The sequence below is a fragment of the Serratia bockelmannii genome (assembly GCF_051803255.1).
Taxonomy (GTDB): Bacteria; Pseudomonadota; Gammaproteobacteria; order Enterobacterales; family Enterobacteriaceae; genus Serratia; species Serratia bockelmannii.
This window is the reverse complement of the sequence record NZ_CP196512.1, coordinates 175,105-195,016: the sequence shown is the minus strand read 5'-3', so window position 1 is coordinate 195,016 and position 19,912 is coordinate 175,105. Positions and strand designations below refer to the sequence as shown.

Annotated in this window: 16 protein-coding genes, 4 tRNA genes and 2 other RNA genes; 1 reads left to right on the top strand and 21 read right to left on the bottom strand. The window is 57.4% G+C overall.

Annotation, left to right across the window (positions count from 1 at the left end; all coding sequences use genetic code 11):
* The first annotated feature begins 3 nt into the window (after window positions 1-3).
* Complete coding sequence (gene hemY, locus ACSJLU_RS00900) at window positions 4-1,200, top strand: protoheme IX biogenesis protein HemY (protein WP_004934228.1); 1,197 nt, start codon at window positions 4-6, stop codon at window positions 1,198-1,200.
* Between the two features lie 704 nt (window positions 1,201-1,904).
* On the opposite strand, the gene ACSJLU_RS00895 is transcribed toward hemY, so the two are convergent.
* From ACSJLU_RS00895 to trxA, 21 genes are all read right to left on the bottom strand, one after another.
* Window positions 1,905-2,033: non-coding RNA, RtT sRNA (locus ACSJLU_RS00895), on the bottom strand.
* 32 nt (window positions 2,034-2,065) lie between these two features.
* Window positions 2,066-2,194: non-coding RNA, RtT sRNA (locus ACSJLU_RS00890), on the bottom strand.
* 32 nt (window positions 2,195-2,226) lie between these two features.
* Window positions 2,227-2,303: transfer RNA gene (locus ACSJLU_RS00885), tRNA-Pro, on the bottom strand.
* 74 nt (window positions 2,304-2,377) lie between these two features.
* Window positions 2,378-2,464 (bottom strand) — tRNA-Leu (locus ACSJLU_RS00880).
* Between the two features lie 41 nt (window positions 2,465-2,505).
* Window positions 2,506-2,581: transfer RNA gene (locus ACSJLU_RS00875), tRNA-His, on the bottom strand.
* Between the two features lie 63 nt (window positions 2,582-2,644).
* Window positions 2,645-2,721: transfer RNA gene (locus tag ACSJLU_RS00870), tRNA-Arg, on the bottom strand.
* A gap of 135 nt (window positions 2,722-2,856) precedes the next feature.
* Complete coding sequence (gene thrP / locus ACSJLU_RS00865) at window positions 2,857-4,260, bottom strand: bifunctional threonine/serine APC transporter ThrP (RefSeq protein ID WP_025304867.1); 1,404 nt, start codon at window positions 4,258-4,260, stop codon at window positions 2,857-2,859.
* Between the two features lie 366 nt (window positions 4,261-4,626).
* On the bottom strand, window positions 4,627-5,367 hold the full coding sequence (gene wecG / locus ACSJLU_RS00860; RefSeq protein WP_342096848.1) for a lipopolysaccharide N-acetylmannosaminouronosyltransferase: 741 nt from the start codon (window positions 5,365-5,367) through the stop codon (window positions 4,627-4,629).
* 14 nt (window positions 5,368-5,381) lie between these two features.
* The gene (wzyE, locus tag ACSJLU_RS00855; protein WP_342096847.1) at window positions 5,382-6,749 is read right to left on the bottom strand and encodes an ECA oligosaccharide polymerase; all 1,368 of its coding nucleotides are present in this window, start codon (window positions 6,747-6,749) and stop codon (window positions 5,382-5,384) included.
* Window positions 6,746-7,831, bottom strand: a complete 1,086-nt coding sequence (locus tag ACSJLU_RS00850; protein ID WP_342096846.1) for a TDP-N-acetylfucosamine:lipid II N-acetylfucosaminyltransferase — start codon at window positions 7,829-7,831, stop codon at window positions 6,746-6,748. The genes wzyE and ACSJLU_RS00850 overlap by 4 nt, the downstream gene beginning before the upstream one ends.
* On the bottom strand, window positions 7,828-9,078 hold the full coding sequence (wzxE, locus tag ACSJLU_RS00845) for a lipid III flippase WzxE (RefSeq protein WP_025304863.1): 1,251 nt from the start codon (window positions 9,076-9,078) through the stop codon (window positions 7,828-7,830). The genes ACSJLU_RS00850 and wzxE overlap by 4 nt, the downstream gene beginning before the upstream one ends.
* Window position 9,079: 1 nt before the next feature.
* Entirely contained in the window at window positions 9,080-10,210 is a 1,131-nt protein-coding gene (gene rffA, locus ACSJLU_RS00840) for a dTDP-4-amino-4,6-dideoxygalactose transaminase (RefSeq protein ID WP_049203642.1), read from the bottom strand.
* On the bottom strand, window positions 10,197-10,928 hold the full coding sequence (gene rffC, locus ACSJLU_RS00835) for a dTDP-4-amino-4,6-dideoxy-D-galactose acyltransferase (protein WP_043142245.1): 732 nt from the start codon (window positions 10,926-10,928) through the stop codon (window positions 10,197-10,199). Before rffC ends, rffA begins: the two co-directional genes overlap by 14 nt.
* A complete protein-coding gene (gene rfbA / locus ACSJLU_RS00830; RefSeq protein ID WP_043142249.1) occupies window positions 10,906-11,787 on the bottom strand; it encodes a glucose-1-phosphate thymidylyltransferase RfbA in 882 nt (293 codons plus the stop codon). Before rfbA ends, rffC begins: the two co-directional genes overlap by 23 nt.
* A gap of 48 nt (window positions 11,788-11,835) precedes the next feature.
* The gene (rffG, locus tag ACSJLU_RS00825) at window positions 11,836-12,909 is read right to left on the bottom strand and encodes a dTDP-glucose 4,6-dehydratase (protein ID WP_187181939.1); all 1,074 of its coding nucleotides are present in this window, start codon (window positions 12,907-12,909) and stop codon (window positions 11,836-11,838) included.
* Window positions 12,900-14,162: a UDP-N-acetyl-D-mannosamine dehydrogenase gene (gene wecC / locus ACSJLU_RS00820; RefSeq protein ID WP_049203647.1), complete on the bottom strand. Its 1,263-nt coding sequence runs from the start codon at window positions 14,160-14,162 to the stop codon at window positions 12,900-12,902. The genes rffG and wecC overlap by 10 nt, the downstream gene beginning before the upstream one ends.
* A complete protein-coding gene (gene wecB / locus ACSJLU_RS00815; RefSeq protein ID WP_043142254.1) occupies window positions 14,159-15,289 on the bottom strand; it encodes a non-hydrolyzing UDP-N-acetylglucosamine 2-epimerase in 1,131 nt (376 codons plus the stop codon). The genes wecC and wecB overlap by 4 nt, the downstream gene beginning before the upstream one ends.
* 86 nt (window positions 15,290-15,375) lie before the next feature.
* Window positions 15,376-16,428 (bottom strand): ECA polysaccharide chain length modulation protein, encoded by a 1,053-nt coding sequence (gene wzzE, locus ACSJLU_RS00810; protein WP_043142257.1) that lies wholly within the window; start codon window positions 16,426-16,428, stop codon window positions 15,376-15,378.
* A gap of 27 nt (window positions 16,429-16,455) precedes the next feature.
* Window positions 16,456-17,553 (bottom strand): UDP-N-acetylglucosamine--undecaprenyl-phosphate N-acetylglucosaminephosphotransferase, encoded by a 1,098-nt coding sequence (gene wecA / locus ACSJLU_RS00805; protein WP_025304855.1) that lies wholly within the window; start codon window positions 17,551-17,553, stop codon window positions 16,456-16,458.
* A gap of 296 nt (window positions 17,554-17,849) precedes the next feature.
* Window positions 17,850-19,109: a transcription termination factor Rho gene (gene rho, locus ACSJLU_RS00800; protein WP_004934188.1), complete on the bottom strand. Its 1,260-nt coding sequence runs from the start codon at window positions 19,107-19,109 to the stop codon at window positions 17,850-17,852.
* Window positions 19,110-19,509: 400 nt separating this feature from the next.
* On the bottom strand, window positions 19,510-19,836 hold the full coding sequence (gene trxA, locus ACSJLU_RS00795) for a thioredoxin TrxA (RefSeq protein WP_025304854.1): 327 nt from the start codon (window positions 19,834-19,836) through the stop codon (window positions 19,510-19,512).
* Window positions 19,837-19,912 lie beyond the last annotated feature (76 nt).

Genomic DNA, 19,912 nt, shown 5'->3' with positions numbered 1-19,912 from the left:
GCCATGTTACGCGTGCTATTTCTGTTCCTGGTGGTGATCGCCAGCGTGGTGCTCGGGCCGATGTTGGCCGGGCATCAGGGCTACGTGCTGATCCAGACCGATAACTACAATATCGAAACCAGCGTCACCGGCCTGGTGATCATGTTGGTGCTGCTGTTCGTGGTGCTGCTGGCGATCGAGTGGATCCTGCGCCGCATCTTCCGTACCGGCGCCCGCACGCGTGGTTGGTTTATCGGCCGCAAGCGCACCCGCGCGCGCCAGCAAACCAAAGCCGCGCTGATCAAACTGGCGGAAGGCGACTATAAGCAGGTTGAGAAGCTGATGACGCGCAACGCCGATCACGCTGAACAGCCGGTGGTGAACTACCTGCTGGCCGCCGAGGCCGCGCAGCAACGCGGCGATGACTTCCGTACCAATCAATATCTGGAACGCGCCGCCGAAGCCGCCGACACCGATCAGCTGCCGGTGGATATCACCCGGGTTCGCATCCAGCTGGCGCAGGGCGAGAACCACGCCGCGCGCCACGGCGTCGATCGCCTGCTGAACCAGGCGCCGCGCCATCCGGAAGTGCTGCGCCTGGCGGAACAAGCCTATCTGCGCACCGGCGCCTACGCGTCGCTGCTGGAAGTGCTGCCGTCGATGCGTAAAATCGAACTGCACAGCGAAGAGCAGCTGCAGGCGTTGCAGCAGCAGGCTTACATCGGTCTGATGAATCAGGCGATGGCGGACGAAGGCAGTGAAGGCCTGAAGCGCTGGTGGAAAGATCAGAGCCGCAAGACGCGTCACGAGGTGCCGCTGCAAATCGCGATGGTGGAACACCTGATCGAATGCAACGACCACGAGCTGGCGCAGGAGATTGTGCTCGACAGCCTGAAGCGCCAATACGACGAGCGCCTGGTGCTGTTGCTGCCGCGGCTGAAGTCCGGCAACCCCGAGCAGCTTGAGAAAGCGCTGCGTCAGCAGATGAAACAACACGGCGCGACGCCGCTGTTAAACAGCACGCTGGGGCAACTGCTGATGAAGCACGGCGAGTGGCAGCAAGCGGCCGACGCCTTCCGCGAAGCGCTGAAACAGCGTCCGGACGCCTACGATTACGCCTGGCTGGCCGATACGCTGGAGAAACTGCATCGTTCGGATGAAGCGGCGCAGATGCGGCGTGAGGGGCTGATGTTGACGCTGAAACAGAACGGCGGCGAATAACGCCCTGCCCGAGAGAGAAGAGCGCGGCCCCGATGCCGCGCTTTTTTTTGCTCAGGGTTTTTCTGTGGCGCAAAAAAAACACTTGCCGTATGGCAAGTGTATAAAGAAGCAATCAGGTCTAGGACAACAGGGGCGGTGCCTCACTCAACGTTCTGCCCTGAGCGTGATGACGGGTTAGTCATCGTTCTCGTGGGCGATAGGCACCCTAAATCGGCTCTGCGTCATTCCCAGGGTTTATGAAGCCTAAGGCGAACATAAGAGGTGGAATGAGCATCTACGCTATAGATATAGCATTTGGCGTGCCAACTTTTATATTGAGTCCATCCCCATAAGAAAATAGAATTCAAGATATTGAAAATATTGATTTTTATTTAATTCCATCCTTTGCGTTGCAAACCACTTCCTGGCATTCCTTGCCAGCGGCCGTTATCAGGATGTCGCCTCAAAACGACGACTTAAGCCAAAGCCAACTTTATCTTTTTAAATCAATGAATTATTTGTCTCAACCTGACGACAGCGCTGGATGGCGTTGTCGCTGAAAACCAACACGCTTGCCAGCAGAGACAAAATGCCCATCCTTCGATACGCAAAAAACCCGCGCATTGCTGCACGGGCTTGTCGGTATTAGCTTCGTCATGCTGAGAAAACTTGCTCTCATAAACGGCAGATGTAAAAAAACCGACTTGCGTCGGTTTCTTTGAAAGTGGTCGGCGAGAGAGGATTACGCGCATCGTTGATGCGCGCCCTACGGGCCGTTGCTAAAGCAACGTTGTCTCGCTTCGCGAGGCTCGAACCTCCTGCGGAGGTACTCATCCTCATAAACTGCAGGCGTAAAAAAACCGACTTGCGTCGGTTTCTTTGAATGTGGTCGGCGAGAGAGGATTACGCGCATCGTTGATGCGCGCCCTACGGGCCGTTGCTAAAGCAACGTTGTCTCGCTTCGCGAGGCTCGAACCTCCTGCGGAGGTACTCATCCTCATAAACTGCAGGCGTAAAAAAACCGACTTGCGTCGGTTTCTTTGAATGTGGTCGGCGAGAGAGGATTCGAACCTCCGACCCACTGGTCCCAAACCAGTTGCGCTACCAAGCTGCGCTACTCGCCGATTTGTGTTGCTCATACTACCCGATTTATCAGACCGTTGTCCATATAAATCTTATATTTATCAGATATTTTGCGTGGTGCGAAGAGAGGGACTTGAACCCTCACGTCCGTAAGAACACTAACACCTGAAGCTAGCGCGTCTACCAATTCCGCCACCTTCGCACTGTCACAAAATACTGCTAAATCTTCACTTCGTTAGGAAGTGGGGTGGCTAATGGGACTCGAACCCACGACAACTGGAATCACAATCCAGGGCTCTACCAACTGAGCTATAGCCACCATTACTACTTCTTCTTACTCACGCGGTAATATTACCACCGCAGCTCCTGCGCACAAACTTAATGGCGCGCCCGACAGGATTCGAACCTGAGACCTCTGCCTCCGGAGGGCAGCGCTCTATCCAGCTGAGCTACGGGCGCGTAGCGCCGTTGCGGGAGGGGATACTACGGATTTACGCCAATCCTGTCTAGTGCTTTTTCGCAGAAATGTTGCGTTTGATTACGCTTTGCTCACTCCTGCGCAGGAAAGCGCACTCCGTAGCCCCTTTTCACCGTTTATTGCCGCGTTTCTACCCGATTTTCAGCCGGATGATGTTTCTTATGCATACCGAAAGCGAAGTAGCACAGGCTGACGCCGGCTAAGAAAATCGCCCCGACCAGCAGGGAAATTCGCGTATCTGGGTTGATTCCCATGCCGACCAGCACGCAAACCAGAAAAGCGATGGTCAGATAGTTCACATACGGGAACATGATCGACTTAAAGCTGTGGGTTTTGATCGCTTCCTTATGGGCACGGCGGAAATAGAGCTGGCTTATCAGCACCACGAACCACGGCACCATGCCCGGCAGCACGCTGGCGCTGTAGACATACACGAACACCTGCTCCGGATTCGGGATAATGTAGTTCAGCGCGGACCCCACCAACAGACAGGCGATGGTGACGGCAATGCAGTTCACCGGCACACCGCTGGCGGAAAGCTTGGTCAACGCCGCCGGCAGTTGGCGGTTCTTGGCCAGGGCGTACAGCATGCGGCCGCCGCTGTACATGCCGCTGTTGCAACCGGAGAGCGCGGCGGTCAGCACCACAAAGTTGATAATGCCGGCGGCGGCGACGATGCCGATCTTGGCGAAGGTCAGCACAAACGGGCTGCCGGTGGTGCCGATGCCGTTCCACGGGAAGATGGTCACGATGACGAAGATTGCGCCGACATAGAAGATCAGGATGCGCCACAGGATATTGTTGATCGCGCGTTTCAGCGTCACCTGCGGGTTCTTGGCTTCCCCGGCGGTGATGCCTACCAGCTCAACCCCCTGATAGGACGCCACCACGATGCACAGCGCAAACAGGAAGCCTTTCCAGCCACCGGCAAAGAAACCGCCGTGCGCCGTCAGATTGGCGAAACCGATAGGCTCACCGCCGTTGCCGAAACCGAAGAAGATCACCCCCAGCCCCACCAGAATCATCACGATGATGGTGGTGACCTTGATCATGGCGAACCAGAACTCCAGCTCACCGTACAGGCGCACCGCCGCCAGGTTGGCCAGCGCCACCATCGCCACGGCGATCAGTGCAGGCACCCACTGCGGTATTTCCGGGAACCAGAACTGCACATACACCCCGATGGCGGTGATCTCAGAAATACCAACGGCGATCCACATAAACCAGTAGCCCCAGGCGGTCAGGTAACCGAAGTAGGGATTCATGTACTTATGCGCGTAAACGGCAAACGACCCGGCGACCGGCTCGAGGAACAACATCTCCCCCATCGAACGCATAATGAAAAACACGAACAGCCCGGCGATGATGTAAGCCAGCAGCACCGACGGCCCGGCCCATTTCAGCGTACTGGCCGAACCCATAAACAGGCCGACGCCGATGGTGCCCCCCAGAGCGATAAGCTCGATGTGCCGGGCCTCAAGGCCCCGGTGTAGCCCTTGCGGTTTCTCTTTGTGTGCCATAAATCCTCAATAATTTTTCTCGGGTTGTGTTTGCCTGCCGGCCGCTGCCGGTCGTTATTGTCATTATTAAAAGAATAAATCATCCCCTGCCGTTCGGGTTGGCATCAACGGGTAGTCGGAGCGAAGTTACCGTGAGAAGAACATCGTTCAGCGCTGTCGCATCAGGCTTCAGCGGCCGGGGATAATTTCCGGGCGGTATCGTTTCGCATTTCGCCGCTATAAGCAAACCGCAATTTAAAACTTTATGGAATAAATGCGGCTGCGTTTAGGGCTGGGGGTTATAGATATGCGGGAGAAACGTGCAAAAGCAGATTATTGGTACAGCAGACCGGAGCGGAACAGCACTTTCCGCCCCGGATGTAGAGGTTACATCTTGCCGCTGTAGTAGTAGCCGACAAACTTCAACAGCTTCAACTGCCGGCCGATGCGGCTGGGCTGGCTGAGCAGGCGGTAGAGCCACTCCAGACCGAGGTTCTGCCACACCTTGGGCGCACGCTTCACGTGGCCGGTAAAGACGTCGTAGGTGCCGCCCACGCCCATGTACAGCGCCTGCGGATGCACCTTGCGGCAGTCGCGCATCAGGATCTCCTGCTTCGGCGATCCCATCGCCACCGTCACGATAGCGGCACCGCTGGCGCGAATACGCTCGAACAGCGCCTCACGTTGCTCCGGTTTGAAATAGCCATCCTGGCTACCCACCAGGTTGACATTCCACTGGCTGCGCAGCTTTTGCTCGGTTTCCGCCAGCACCTCCGGCTTGCCGCCGACCAGGAAGACCAGCGTGCCTTCACGACCGGCGCGCTGCATCAAGGCTTCCCACAGATCGGCGCCCGCAACGCGCGAAACGTCCGCCGCCGGGTATTTGCGGCGAATCGAGCGCACCATGCTGATGCCGTCGGCGTACTTGTACTCCGCCTCATCCAGCAACGCATGCAGCGCCGGGTCCTCTTCCGCCTTCAGGATCTTTTCCGCGTTCATGGCCACCAGCGTGCCCTGTTTGACCCGGCCGCCGTCGAACAGAAAGTCCATGCAGTGCGCCATATCGCGAAAGCCCCACAGGCTGAAACCGCGCAGCTCATACTGCGGCACCGAAATCTTTGTTTCCATCGTTCTCATTACCCTTACAAAAGACCGTTCACCCGAGGCGGAGACGCCAGCGCGCGGGCGCGCGTCACTCTGGCCTTGATCAGCCCGGCGGTATCGAACAGCCAATACAGCAACTTCGCCAGCACCAGACAGGCGCCGAAAATAATGCAGAAGAACACCACGCGCGACACGAATGAATCCACCCCTTCGCGCGCCAACACAATCATGTTGAACACCGCGCCGAAGCAGAATCCTTGCAGGATAGCCGCCTTATAGCGGTTCGGCTCGGTTTTGCCCAACTCATACAGCCAGTCGAACCACTTGATGATCATGCCCACCAGAATCGCGCCGAGCGGGATAAACAGCGCGCCGCCCATCACCACCAGCGAACCGATCAGCGTCGGGGATATCGCCAGCCCGGAGTGGTTGTTCAGCACTTCCCAGGTGAAATAGTTGGCCGAGTTCAGCACCACGTCCGGCCGGCCCGGCCATAGCCACGTTGGGATAAAGACGTAGAAATCACGCAAGATCGGCGCCAGGCCCTGGAAATCGATCTTGTCGTAATTTTGCAGCAGCAGCGCCAGGTTTTCCCACGGCGAGAAAGTATCGCGGGTCAGATAAAGGAAGGTATAAAACGCTTCCGCGCCGCTGACGTCCAGGCTGTAGCGCTTCAACGCCAGCCAGAACATGCCGACCACACCGAATATGCCCGCCGCCGCCAACATCCACAGCGTGATCCAGCCGCGCACGATACCGATAAACAGGAACAGCGCGAAGGCGATGATGATATTGGCGCGGGTGCCGCCGACGATGACGTAGGTCAGAATGCCGAACGCCGCCGTCGCCACCAGGAACAAGAACCAGGCGCGCAGATCCTGCCGCAGGAAATAGACCACCAGCATCGCCGGAATGAAGAAGTAGAAGAACCGTTTGAGCGCCACGCCGGACACGTCGCTGGAGAAGATCTGGCTGTAGGAATTGAGCTTGAACAGCAGGAAGCCGTTCTGCATGAAGAAGATACCCACGGTCCCGATCGCCACCAGGGCCAGAAGCACCCAGGTCATATGGGTTTCCACCCGGTTCATGGTGAACAGCGCCGCACGCGGCTGAGAGCGGCGCTTGCGCAGCCGGGTCTTGTAGGTGACGTAATAGATGGCGTAAAACGCCGTCGCCGACAGCAAGGCGTACAGCAGAAACTCCACCGGTACCACCTCGACGTCAAACTGAAACACTAGCAGACAGGTCAGCGGGAAGCCGAAATAAAACGTCAGCAAATACAGCAGCGAGAAGAAGACGTTGAAGTTAAAGCGCACGCGCCGAAACTCCTGGTAGGTCAGCGTCAGAATAAACGTCAGGCTGACCAGGTAGACGACGAACAGGCCGCCGAATTGCGCCAACGTCATGAGAGCTCTCCCGCCGCCAGCGCCAGAGCTTGCTGCCAGCCGTCGACATAGTTCGGATTGAAGAAGGCGATCGCCTGTTTATCTACCGCCGCCAGCTGACGCTGCGCTTCGCGCACCACCGCCTCGTCGAGAGAATCGCCGTAGAACAGCACCGGCAGGTGCTGTTCCGCCAAATCCTGCCAGAACGGGTTCTGCCGGCTGAGCACGAAAGGCACGCCAAACTGAATCAGCAGGCACAGGGTGCCTATCCCCTGCTGGCGATTGAAAATGAAATAGCCGAGATCGCAGGCGCGCAGAATATTGAGGTAGTCTTCAAATGCCACCTGCTGCGTGAGCAGCTGCAGATTTTTCTCGCCGAACAGCGGCAATCCGGCGGCACGCACCTGCTCGATGTAAGCGTCGTTATTGGCCGGATAGCCCATCGGCAGGATCACGCGCACGTCGGCGCCGAACTGCTGATGGATCGCCTGCAGTGCTTCGATATGCCGATTGCTGCGATCGCCGGAGTTGCCCACCAGAATCGTCATCGGCCCGGCCAGATTTTTCTCGACGTGAACGTCGGTCAGCGCCGGATCCATGCGGGTCGGGAAGTACAGCAGCGAAGCCGGTACCCGCGCATGGCGCTGCTGGTAGTGAATCACGTCGCCGCGGGTAGCAAATACATTCCCCACCCGCCCCTGGGCAATGCGGCGCAGCAGATAAAACAGCCTGAATTTCCAGCTGGTGGCGTCTTCGTACAGATCGGCGCCCCAAATATGCCAACTGACCTGACGCGCCTTGATCTTGCCGCTCAGCAGCGCCAGCCACAGCCCCGGATTGAACTGGCCGTGCAGGAAGAAGCGTGCAGCGCGATCGGCCTGGGCGCGGGCGATCACCGCCGCCGCCAGACTTTTCTTGTCGGCGTAAGGCTCAATGTTCAGGGCGGGGAAATCCCCCAGTGCCGCCACATCCTTGGCCGCCACCATAAAATGCCGCGTCTGCTCAGCCGGCAGACGCGGCGCCAGCACGTCGTTGAAGAAGCGCAGCACCGTCTGGTTATGATGCGGGATATCGGATCCCAGAACGTGAATCAGTATGGTCATACTCGTCTACGATAAATAAGAAACACGCAGCTACAGAGCGCGAAATACACGATGTAGGTTGCCATATAGGCCTGAGCCGCACCCAGCGCGCCGTGCTGCGGGATCAGCCAGTGCGAGAACAGCGTCAGCAGCAGAAACTGGCTGACTTCCGTCAGGATATAAAAGCGCAGCGACGCTTTAGCGATCACCAGATAGCCGAACACATAAGCCCCGACTTTCAGCACGTCGCCCACCAGTTGCCAGGCAAACAGATCGCGCATGGCGACGAATTTATCCGAGAACAGCAGCCAGATAGCGAAATCGCGCAGCACCCAGACCGTAAAGCTCGCTGCCGCTACCGCCGGCAGCACGAATTTCAGCGAGCGCACGATCTCCCGCGAGATGGCGCCCTTGTCCGTCAGCCGCGACAGCGTCGGCAGCAGATAGACGGTAAACGAGGCGGTGATAAACTGCAGATAGGCATCGGAAATGCTGCTGACGCCTTGCCAGATCCCCACCTCATCCCAGCCGTAATGCGCGGCCAGCAGGTTTCGCATCATGACGTAGGCCACCGGCAGCGTCACCGAGGTGATCAACGCCATGACGGTGAATTTGCCGAGGTTACCGGCCACCCGTTTGTCCCAGCGCAGCGCCAAATAGCGCAGCGGCAGCGTTTTGCGCCGCCACAACATCAGCCCGGCCGGCAGCACCACCAACGCCGGCACCAGCGCCAGCCCCGCCAGCGCGCCTTCATAGCCACCCAGCTTGAAGCACAGGTAATATGCCACCACGCCGATCAGGCTGCCGCCGATCACCGCCAGCGCATTGCCCATCGCGTCGCGATAGCCTTTCAGCACCGCCATGAACAGGTTGGCGTAGGCGATGCCCATCTGAATGAAAGCGACGGCGCGCACCACGCCGACGTAATCGGCATGCCCGAACAGCCCGATGCTGATCGGTTCGGCGGCGAACAGAAACACCAGCGCCAGCAAGGTCGAAAAGCCCAGCACGATGCTCGACGCGGTACCGACCGCCAGGCGCAAACGCTGCGGATCCTGATGGTACTCCGCAACGTATTTGGTTATACCGTTAAAAATACCCGCGCCGGACAGCACGCCCAGCACGGTGATCAACTGGCGAAAGTTACCCGCCTGCCCCACGCCGCTGGGGCCAAACGCTACCGCCAGCAGTTTCACCACCAAGAGCCCCACGCCAATTTTGATCAGCGTGGAGCCGGCGGTCCATATCGATGCTTTTGCCAACGACATATCAGGCAAAGAAGCTCAGGATGGTATTGATTACCGTACGCTGATTGACATCAGACATATTGTAGAACAGCGGCAAGCGCACCAGACGCGCACTTTCCTGCGTGGTGTAACGATCTTCGCCGGCAAAGCGGCCAAACTGTTCGCCGGCCGGGCAGTCATGCAGCGGGATATAGTGGAACACGGCCATGATTTCGGCTTCCTTCAGGTAGTCGATAAAGGCCGTGCGCTCTTCGATATCACGCAGCTTGATATAGAACATGTGCGCGTTATGCACGCAGTCGGCTGGGATGCTCGGCAGTTCGATGCGGCCGGCCTTTGCCAACGACAGGAAGCTGTCGTAGTACTTCTGCCACAGTGCCAAACGGCGCTGGTTGATGCGTTCCGCCACTTCCAGCTGGCCCCACAGGTAAGCGGCCTGCAGGTCAGACATCAAATAGCTGGAACCGATGTCGCGCCAGGTATATTTATCGACCTGGCCACGGAAGAACTGGCTGCGGTTGGTGCCTTTCTCGCGGATGACTTCCGCCCGATCGATCAGGGCCGGATCGTTCACCAGCGTCGCGCCGCCTTCGCCGCCGGCGGTGTAGTTTTTGGTTTCATGGAAGCTGAAGCAGCCGATATGGCCAATGGTGCCCAATGCCTTGCCTTTGTAGGTCGACATCACACCCTGCGCGGCGTCTTCCACCACGAACAGGTTATATTTCTTCGCCAGCGCCATGATGGTATCCATCTCGCAGGCAACGCCGGCATAGTGCACTGGCACAATCGCGCGGGTTTTATCGGTGATCGCCGCTTCGATTTTGGTTTCGTCGATGTTCATGGTGTCCGGGCGCAGGTCGACGAACACCACTTTGGCACCGCGCAGCACAAAGGCGTTGGCGGTTGAAACGAAGGTAAAGCTCGGCATGATCACTTCGTCACCCGGCTGAATATCCAGCAGGATGGCGGCCATTTCCAACGACGCGGTGCAGGAAGGCGTCAACAACACTTTCGCGCTGCCGAAACGCTGTTCCATCCACTGCTGGCAGCGACGGGTAAAGCCGCCGTCGCCGCACAATTTGCCGCTGCCCATGGCAGCCTGCATATATTCCAGTTCAGTGCCAACAACCGGTGGAGCGTTAAATGGAATCATGTCTACCTCTGTATAACCAGTACGCGGTGCTTTCAATCACGGCACCCTGTCGTTGATAGAGTCGTAATGCGGCGATATTGCCTGTCTGGGTCGCGACCCGCAGGCGCTGCATTCCTTGCCGCCGACATTCGGCCAGCGCCGCAGTCATCAGCCGAGTGCCAATGCCCCGGCCTGATACGCCGGGGAAAGCCGCCAGCAGGCCGATACGCATTTCCTGGCCGCCAATGTCACGCAGGCTGACAAATCCCTCTGGCCGCCCCTGTTCGTCCAGCGCCAACAGGCACTGATGATCGAAGGTGCCCAGAACGGCCTTTTCGATCCACAAAGCATAAAACCGGCCGCTGTCATCAGGTTGATACCAGGGGGTACGAAAGCGGCTGACGGTGAACGCCTGAGCCGCCGCGGTGCGCAATGCCGGGATATCGGCTTCTGCCGCCAGGCGGGACGTCTGGGCGACGAAACCCGGTTCAACCACGTGATCATGCTCAAGAGCCAGAACCAGATCGACCTCGCCCTCAACCAGGCGAAATCCCAAATCAGCCAGACCGTCCGCCAACGCAAGGTGCTGAGCGGGGACTTTGGCCTGCACCAAGGCATAAGCCGCCAGATCGGCTTCGGCAAGCGCCGGAGCCGAGGAGGAGAAGCTGAGTTTCGCGCTGTCTAGCGCGAAAAACTCGCTTTCCCACGCCAAAGGCTCAATAGTGGCGTGGACGCACATGCAGCAGATCCAACAGGTACTTACCGTAACCGGTTTTCGACAAGGCGTTGGCGGCACGTTTGAGTCCCTTGTCATCCAGCCAACCGTTGCGCCAGGCAATTTCCTCTAGACAGGCGATTTTAAAGCCCTGGCGTTTTTCTACCGTCTGCACGAAGCTGCTGGCTTCCAGCAGACTGTCGTGAGTCCCGGTGTCCAACCAGGCGAAACCGCGTCCCAACAGCTCGACGGTCAGTTCACCGCGCTCCAGATACATCTGGTTGATGCTGGTGATTTCCAGCTCGCCGCGCTCAGAAGGCTTCACCTGCTTGGCAAACTCCACCACTTGGCTATCGTAGAAGTACAGACCGGTCACCGCCCAATCGGATTTCGGTTTCTTCGGTTTCTCTTCGATCGACAGCGCACGGAAGTTGCCGTCAAACTCCACCACGCCAAAGCGTTCAGGATCCATGACCTGATAACCGAACACGGTGGCCCCTTCGGTGCGGGCCGCGACGGTTTTTAATTTCGGGCTGAAAGATTGGCCGAAGAAGATGTTATCGCCCAACACCAGGCAGCAAGAATCGCCGTTGATAAACTCCTCGCCGATCAGAAACGCCTGCGCCAGACCTTCAGGCTTAGGCTGCGCAGCGTAGCTGAGATTGACGCCGAACTGTTCGCCGTTACCCAACAAACGTTCGAAGGACGGCAGATCTTCCGGGGTCGAGATGATCAAAATGTCGCGGATCCCCGCCAGCATCAGTACCGACATCGGGTAATAGATCATCGGCTTGTCATAAATCGGCAGCAGTTGCTTGGACACGCCACGAGTGATCGGATGCAGACGCGTACCGGAACCGCCAGCCAGAATAATACCTTTCATACTTACTCCAAAAACCGCCGCGCCGCCGCAGAGCGACGCGGCGTTAAATTAATCTGACAACCCTAAACGCTCGCCGGCATAAGAGCCGTCTTGCACCCGGCGCCACCAGGTTTCGTTAGCCAGGTACCAGGCTACCGTCTTGCGAATGCCGCTTTCGAAGGTTTCCTGCGGCCGCCAGCCCAACTCACGATCGATTTTGCCAGCGTCGATGGCATAACGCATGTCGTGGCCCGGGCGATCCTTCACGTAAATGATGAGATCGCGGTAGTTCGCCACGCCTTCTGGTTTGTTTGGCGCCAGTTCCTCCAGCAGATCGCAAATGGTCTGTACCACTTCGATATTCTTGCGCTCGTTGTGGCCACCAATATTGTAAGTTTCGCCCACCACGCCTTCGGTCACGACCTGATAGAGCGCACGCGCGTGATCCTCGACATACAACCAGTCACGCACCTGCGCGCCGTTGCCGTATACCGGCAGCGGTTTGCCGGCTACCGCATTCAGGATCACCAACGGAATTAACTTCTCCGGGAAGTGATAAGGACCGTAGTTATTCGAACAGTTAGTCACGAGGGTCGGCAAACCGTAGGTGCGTAACCAGGCACGCACCAGATGATCGCTCGACGCCTTGGAGGCGGAATACGGACTGCTCGGCGCATAGGGCGTGGTTTCGGTGAACAGATCGTCGGTGCCGTGCAGGTCGCCGTACACTTCGTCGGTGGAGATATGATGGAAACGGAAAGCCAGCTTCTTCTCCGCCGCCAACGGCTGCCAGTAATGGCGCGCCGCTTCCAGCATCGTGTAAGTGCCAACCACGTTAGTCTCGATAAAGGCCGCCGGGCCGTCGATAGAACGATCGACGTGGCTTTCCGCCGCCAGGTGCATCACTACATCCGGTTGATACTGGGCAAATACCCGATCCAACCCGGCGCGATCGCAGATGTCGACCTGCTCAAAAGCATAGCGCTCGCTCTCGGCCACCACCGCCAGCGACTCGAGGTTACCGGCATAAGTCAGCTTATCCACCACCACCACGCTGTCGCCGGTGGCCTCGATGATGTGCCGCACAACTGCGGAGCCAATGAAACCGGCACCACCGGTAACTAAAATACGTTTCAACGCCATACTCCTTTGGTATCAACAACCCATGTTTGTTTTACATCTTCCGGCCGGATGGCCCTGAACTGTTGGTGATCGACCAACATCACGATCACATCGGCCTGCTGCAACGCCTCGGCAATCGGCGTCAACGTCACATGGCCCGCCAGCGACTTCGGCAACTGTTCGACGTTCGGTTCCACCGCCAGCGTTTCGCCGACGTGCCATTCGGCGATCAGGTGCGCCACCTCTACCGCCGGGCTTTCACGCAAATCGTCGATATTCGGCTTGAAGGCCAGGCCGAAACAGGCAATTTTCACCTCGGACGCGCGCTTGTCGGTGGCGGCCAGGCAATCGGCCACCGCCGCTTTCACACGGTCGACCACCCACAGCGGTTTGCCGTCGTTCACCAGGCGTGCGGTGTGGATCAGGCGCGCCTGCTGCGGATTCTGCGCCACGATAAACCACGGATCGACGGCAATGCAGTGACCGCCGACGCCCGGCCCCGGCTGCAGAATATTCACCCGTGGATGGCGGTTTGCCAGGCGGATAAGCTCCCAGACGTTGATCCCCTGCTCGGCGCAAATCAGCGACAGTTCGTTGGCAAAGGCGATATTCACGTCGCGGAAGCTGTTTTCCGTCAGCTTGCACATCTCGGCGGTGCGCGAATTGGTGATCACGCATTCGCCCTCGAGGAAAATCTTGTACAGCGCGCTGGCGCGCTCCGAGCACTTCGGCGTCATGCCGCCGATCACGCGGTCGTTTTGAATCAGCTCCACCATCACCTGCCCCGGCAACACGCGCTCCGGGCAGTAGGCGATATTCACGTCCGCCGCTTCACCCGCGTGCTGCGGGAAGCTGAGATCGCTGCGCGCCTGCGCCAGCCATTCTGCCATTTGTTCGGTGGCGCCCACCGGCGAGGTGGACTCCAGGATCACCAGATCGCCTTTTTTCAGCACCGGCGCCAGCGATTTCGCCGCCGCTTCGACATAGGCCAGATCCGGCTCGTGATCGCCTTTGAACGGGGTAGGCACTGCGATCAGGAACGCATCGGCCGCCCGTGGTTTGGTCACCGCCTGCAGGAACCCGCCGTCGACGGCGTCCTTGACCACTTTATCCAGATCCGGCTCAACGATGTGGATCGCGCCGCGGTTAATGGTATCTACCGCATGTTGGTTAACATCTACACCCACCACTTTTTTCTTGCGGGAGGCAAACGCCGCCGCCGTTGGCAAGCCGATATAACCCAGGCCGATAACCGAAATAGTGTCAAAACTCATAGTTTCACCTGATGATTCTTTAAAGCTTCGAGGATACGCTGACAGGCATGCCCGTCACCGTACGGGTTGTGCGCCCGACTCATCGCGTGATATTCGCTTTCGTCCGTCAACAGCCGGGTCACCGCTTCAACAATTTTGGCCACGTCGGTGCCGACCAGACGCACCGTGCCCGCATCTACCGCCTCCGGGCGTTCGGTGGTGTCGCGCATCACCAGCACCGGTTTGCCTAACGAGGGCGCCTCTTCCTGAATGCCGCCGGAATCGGTCAGGATCATGTAAGCCTGGGTCATCAAATAGACAAACGGCAGATAATCCTGCGGTTCGATCAGCATGACGTTGTCGATACCTTTCAAAATGCGATTCACCGGCTCACTGACGTTTGGATTGAGATGCACCGGATACACCACCTGCACTTCCGGGTGATTGCTGGCGATCTCCGCCAGCGCGCTGCAAATCCGCTCAAAGCCGCCGCCAAAGCTTTCGCGGCGATGGCCGGTGACCAAGATCAGTTTCTTGTCGGCGTCGAGGAACGGGTAACGCTGTGCCAGGCCCGCGCGCAGCGCAGCATCACTCATCACGCGGTCGCGCACCCAGAACAGCGCGTCGATTACCGTATTGCCGGTCACGAAAATGCGGTTGTCCGGCAGCAGCTCGCGCAACAGATTCTGGCGCGAGTTCTCGGTTGGCGCGAAATGGTACATCGCCAGATGGCCGGTCAGTTTGCGGTTGGCCTCTTCCGGCCAGGGAGAATACAGATTGCCGGTACGCAGCCCGGCCTCGACATGCCCAACGGGGATGCGTTGATAGAACGCCGCCAGGCTGGTCGCCAGCGTGGTGGTGGTATCGCCGTGCACCAGCACCACGTCCGGTTTGAAGTCTTCCAGCACCCCTTTCAACCCTTCCAGGATGCGACAGGTGATTTCCGTTAGCCCCTGGCCGGGTTTCATGATGTTCAGGTCGTAATCCGGCGTGATCTCAAACAACCGCAATACCTGATCCAACATCTCACGATGCTGTGCCGTTACGCAGACTCTTGCGTCAAAGGCCTCATCCTGGGCCAGTGCATGTACCAGCGGCGCCATTTTAATGGCTTCAGGTCTGGTGCCGAAAACAGTCAACACTTTCACAGCGAATCTCTTTTGGTCGGTTAATCGCAGGCACCGCCTGCGAATGGGGAGCTCACGCGCCCTGCATCAGATTATTATATTATTTTTTAACTACGCGGCCGACGCGCCAAGGCAACACCCGCGCCAACCAAAGCGCCCATCGCGCCCCACAGAATCAGCCAGAATACCCGGCGTGGGCTGTCACGTTTTACCGGCTCTTCCGGCGTGCGCAAATAACGATAGGTCTGGAACTTCTCATCCAACGTCGGGCCAACGTTCAGCGTCGCCAGCATCGCGCGGTTCTGATCGTAATCCAGATCGTAGGTCGGGCCGGAGGCCTGCAGGCCTTCCAGACGTGCCTGCAGCATTGGCCGGCCCAGCAGGAACAGATCAGAATCCGGCAGTTGCTCGGCCGGAGTGTCGGTTTGCGTGCGGCTAATCCCCTGGCTTTCAGCGATTTTCAGCGCCTGCTGCGTGGTATTCAGCTCGCGCTTGTAAACCGACTCTGCCACCGCTTCCTGACGCTTGACCTGCGCCTTCATCGAGGTGGTGCGAGCGGCCCATGCCCCTTGGATCTCTTCGTTCAGGTGCAGAGCAGCACGGTGGCTGGCGAAAGCCACGTATTGACGCAGCAGGCGGTTGGCGTCCGCGGCGGTTTCCGCCGTCAGCTTCACGCCGTCGTTCGGGACTTTTTTGTCGTCACGCGGCGTGAACAGGATGTTGTTGATCAGCTCGTCGAGCAGCGCCGCATCGGCGCGGGCATCCCCTTCCTGACGTTGCTTGTAATAATCACTCTGCAGCCAGAAATCGCGACGCGTATCGTAAGCCGCCAGTTGCATGATGAACTCATTGTACGCTTCATCCGCGATGCTCGGCTGATCGCCCGCCGCCGCCGGCAACGTGCGCACATCCAGATTGCGCAGGAACTGTTGCTGGGAGTAGTAACCGCCCAGCGCATTCACTGTGGGTTTGTCGGTGATTGCGGTCGCGCTCCATTCTTGCTTAACCAGATAAGAGACGATCAGCGCGACCGCCGCGAACAGCACCGCAATGCCGATTATCCACGGTTTGCCGCGCCACAGGGTGCAGCACAGGCCGCGGATATCGAGTTCGTTATCCACCGCCGGGGTATGCTTGTCAGACGTTGTTTCTGGATTCATCACAGCCAAAAAGCCTCTGGTCTCTGGTTAAGGTACTTGCTTGTTATCGCCCGAACGCCGCAGCCGGCGCTTGATACGCTTAATGTACCGCGCAACCCGCCAGGCGCGCTTGATGCAGTAACCGTACAGGAAGAATGCAAGCAAGAATAATGCCAACATAACCCACTCAGGGATAAAAGTCAGGCGTTCGCCGATCACGCCCACCGCCGCCAGCAATGCGGCCGCCAGGGTGATCAATACGAAAGCCTGCCGTGGCGTAAAGCCGGCGCGCATGATCAGGTGGTGAATATGTTGACGATCGGGAGAGAAGGGGCTCATCCCCTTGCGTAAACGACGATACATGATTGCTATCATGTCCATCAGCGGAATAGCGATGATCCACAGCGCAGTCACCGGGTTAATCGAGTGTGCCTTGCCCTGCGAGCTTTGCAACAGCAGCCAAATGGCGGTAAAGCCGATCAGGGTACTGCCGGCATCCCCCATGAACACCTTATAACGGCGGCCGAGGATGCCGAGGTTGAGCAAAATATAGGGAACGATGGTGGCGATCATCGCAAAGCACCAGAACGCCATCTCATGGTGACCGCTCAGGTACAGCAACAGACCCAGCGCGCCGAAGGAAACGCATGACAGCCCACCCAGCAGGCCATCAATGCCATCGACCATGTTGAAGGCGTTGATCGCCGCCCATACCGCGAACAGCGTCACCAAATAGCCGAACGGCCCCAGCAACATCTCCCAGTCGCCCAGCACATGGCCGAAGCTGCGCAGATACAGACCGGCGAACACCATCATGGCGATGCCGACCAACGCCTGCACCAGGGCGCGGATCTTAACGCTGATGTCAAAACGATCGTCGAGCGCGCCCACAAACACCAGAATGCCGGCGCAGGTGAGGTAAAGCTTGGCGTGCGCGATAGGCTGTTCGGAGATCCAAAATGCGAAGCACAATCCGGCATAAACGGAAATACCGCCGACCAGAGGAATCAGCCCCTGATGGCGTTTGCGATAATTGGGTTTATCTACCAGACCAATACGTTTTGCCGCCTTGCGGGCAACAAAGAGAAAAGCCAAAGAAAACAGGAAAACAAATAGAATTTCAGTACTCATAGTGAGTAAGTTCACAGTTAACAGATCTCTGTAGAAGATAAGGCAGCTTACCACGGGCAATAGCTTGTGCCATCGGCCCCCGCCACCTTTCGGTCATTTCCTATGACAACGGTGATTCATGCCTATTTTCTTCGCATCGGCTGACAAAACGACAGCAGCAAAGCCGACCGACACAACGCCGACCGACAAACAAGATGAATTCTCAATAAGTCGAGGAAACAACTTACTTTTCCATTACTGCTACTTATCGTATCCGCCAAAAGCGAAAAACGCCACGACTAGGCGTGGCGTTCAGCGAATTTTTTAACGAATTATGAGCGTTTCATCATATCGAAGAATTCATCGTTGGTTTTAGTCATCGCCAACTTATTAATGAGGAACTCCATCGCGTCAATCTCACCCATCGGGTGAATGATTTTGCGCAGGATCCACATTTTTTGCAGCTCTTCGGAGGTGGTGAGCAGCTCTTCTTTACGGGTACCGGAGCGGTTGTAATCGATCGCCGGGAATACGCGTTTCTCGGCGATTTTACGCGCCAAGTGCAATTCCATGTTGCCGGTACCTTTAAATTCTTCGTAGATCACTTCGTCCATCTTCGAACCGGTATCAACCAGCGCGGTCGCGATGATGGTCAGGCTGCCGCCCTCTTCCACGTTACGTGCCGCACCGAAGAAACGCTTCGGACGATGCAGGGCGTTGGCGTCCACACCACCGGTCAGCACCTTACCGGAAGCCGGTACCACGGTGTTGTAGGCACGCGCCAGACGGGTGATAGAGTCAAGCAGAATGATCACGTCTTTCTTGTGCTCAACCAGGCGTTTGGCCTTCTCGATTACCATTTCGGCCACTTGCACGTGGCGCGAAGCCGGTTCGTCGAAGGTCGATGCGATCACTTCACCTTTCACCAGGCGCTGCATCTCGGTCACTTCTTCCGGACGTTCGTCGATCAGCAGCACCATCAGCACGCAGTCTGGGTGGTTGTAAGCGATACTCTGCGCAATGTTCTGCAGCAGCATGGTTTTACCGGCTTTCGGCGGTGCCACGATCAGGCCACGCTGGCCGCGGCCAATCGGTGCCGCCAGGTCCAGTACGCGCGCCGTCAGGTCTTCGGTCGAGCCGTTGCCGCGCTCCATCCGCAGACGGGAATTGGCGTGCAGCGGCGTCAAGTTCTCGAACAGGATCTTGCTGCGGGCGTTTTCCGGCTTGTCGTAGTTGACTTCGTTGACTTTCAACAGGGCAAAATAGCGCTCGCCTTCTTTTGGCGGACGAATCTTACCGGAAATGGTGTCACCTGTGCGGAGGTTGAAGCGGCGGATTTGGCTAGGGGATACATAGATGTCGTCGGGACCGGCGAGGTAGGAACTGTCTCCAGAGCGGAGGAAACCGAATCCATCCTGCAATATCTCGAGCACGCCGTCGCCGAAGATATCTTCTCCGCTTTTCGCATGTTGCTTCAGAATGGAGAAGATAATGTCCTGCTTGCGCATGCGGGCAAGGTTTTCCAGCCCCATATTTTCGCCGAGAGTAATCAGCTCAGAAACCGGCGTATTCTTTAATTCGGTAAGATTCATAGTGGTGGGTTCTTAAACTCGGGGTATGTCTCGAACTTGTATCGTGAATGGTATGGCAGCGAGATGCGTGCCTGTTTACTGGACGTTCGATCACCGGGCGCAGAGCCGTCGCGGTAAGAAATGGCTTACATCGGGCGCACGCATTGACGGTTGAAGATCGAAGGTACCTTAAAAATGATTTTTGCAAAACCGTTTGATTGCCAAAACACGGGCTGAGTTCAGTTTACTTTCAACGCCAGTGGTTCGACACAGAGTATAGCTTTAGATTCAAACTCTTTAGATTTAAAACTTCGGGCAAGTTCTATATGCAGTGTGGTTAAACTTAACACGCTTCTTGGCAGGCGTCTAGCGGTGAATTGAACATCACCGCCAGGCACCTGATACTGGGCTTCCCGCTCGATTACAGATTCGCGTTCAGGAAATCTTTGAGCTGACCTTTAGACAACGCGCCAACCTTGGTCGCGGCCACTTCACCGTTCTTGAACAGCAACAGCGTAGGGATGCCACGGATACCGTACTTAGGCGCGGTAGCCGGGTTCTGATCGATATTCAGCTTGGTGATGGTCAGTTTGCCTTCGAACTCTTCGGCAATCTCATCCAGAATCGGAGCAATCATCTTGCACGGCCCACACCATTCAGCCCAGAAATCGACCAGGATCGGCCCTTCCGCATTCAGCACATCGGCTTCGAAGCTGCTGTCAGTCAGGTGAATAATTTTATCGCTCATGTTCTACTCCACAGGATTATGTCTACCTTGTTGGTGTAGCATTAACCAACTCAAGGTGATTTTATTGCACCGCGTT

Bases quoted from the DNA above. Each gene is read 5' to 3' on its own strand.
- hemY (WP_004934228.1), top strand. From the start codon at position 4: ATGTTACGCGTGCTATTTCTGTTCCTGGTGGTGATCGCCAGCGTGGTG.
- wecC (WP_049203647.1), bottom strand. From the start codon at position 14,162: ATGAGTTTTGACACTATTTCGGTTATCGGCCTGGGTTATATCGGCTTG.
- wzzE (WP_043142257.1), bottom strand. From the start codon at position 16,428: ATGAATCCAGAAACAACGTCTGACAAGCATACCCCGGCGGTGGATAAC.
- wzyE (WP_342096847.1), bottom strand. From the start codon at position 6,749: ATGACGTTGGCGCAATTCGGCGGCCTGTTCGTCGTCTACCTGGTCAGC.
- trxA (WP_025304854.1), bottom strand. From the start codon at position 19,836: ATGAGCGATAAAATTATTCACCTGACTGACAGCAGCTTCGAAGCCGAT.
- rfbA (WP_043142249.1), bottom strand. From the start codon at position 11,787: ATGAAAGGTATTATTCTGGCTGGCGGTTCCGGTACGCGTCTGCATCCG.
- wzxE (WP_025304863.1), bottom strand. From the start codon at position 9,078: ATGTCGTTGGCAAAAGCATCGATATGGACCGCCGGCTCCACGCTGATC.
- ACSJLU_RS00850 (WP_342096846.1), bottom strand. From the start codon at position 7,831: ATGACCATACTGATTCACGTTCTGGGATCCGATATCCCGCATCATAAC.
- thrP (WP_025304867.1), bottom strand. From the start codon at position 4,260: ATGGCACACAAAGAGAAACCGCAAGGGCTACACCGGGGCCTTGAGGCC.
- rffA (WP_049203642.1), bottom strand. From the start codon at position 10,210: ATGATTCCATTTAACGCTCCACCGGTTGTTGGCACTGAACTGGAATAT.
- wecG (WP_342096848.1), bottom strand. From the start codon at position 5,367: ATGGAAACAAAGATTTCGGTGCCGCAGTATGAGCTGCGCGGTTTCAGC.
- rffC (WP_043142245.1), bottom strand. From the start codon at position 10,928: ATGTGCGTCCACGCCACTATTGAGCCTTTGGCGTGGGAAAGCGAGTTT.
- rffG (WP_187181939.1), bottom strand. From the start codon at position 12,909: ATGGCGTTGAAACGTATTTTAGTTACCGGTGGTGCCGGTTTCATTGGC.
- rho (WP_004934188.1), bottom strand. From the start codon at position 19,109: ATGAATCTTACCGAATTAAAGAATACGCCGGTTTCTGAGCTGATTACT.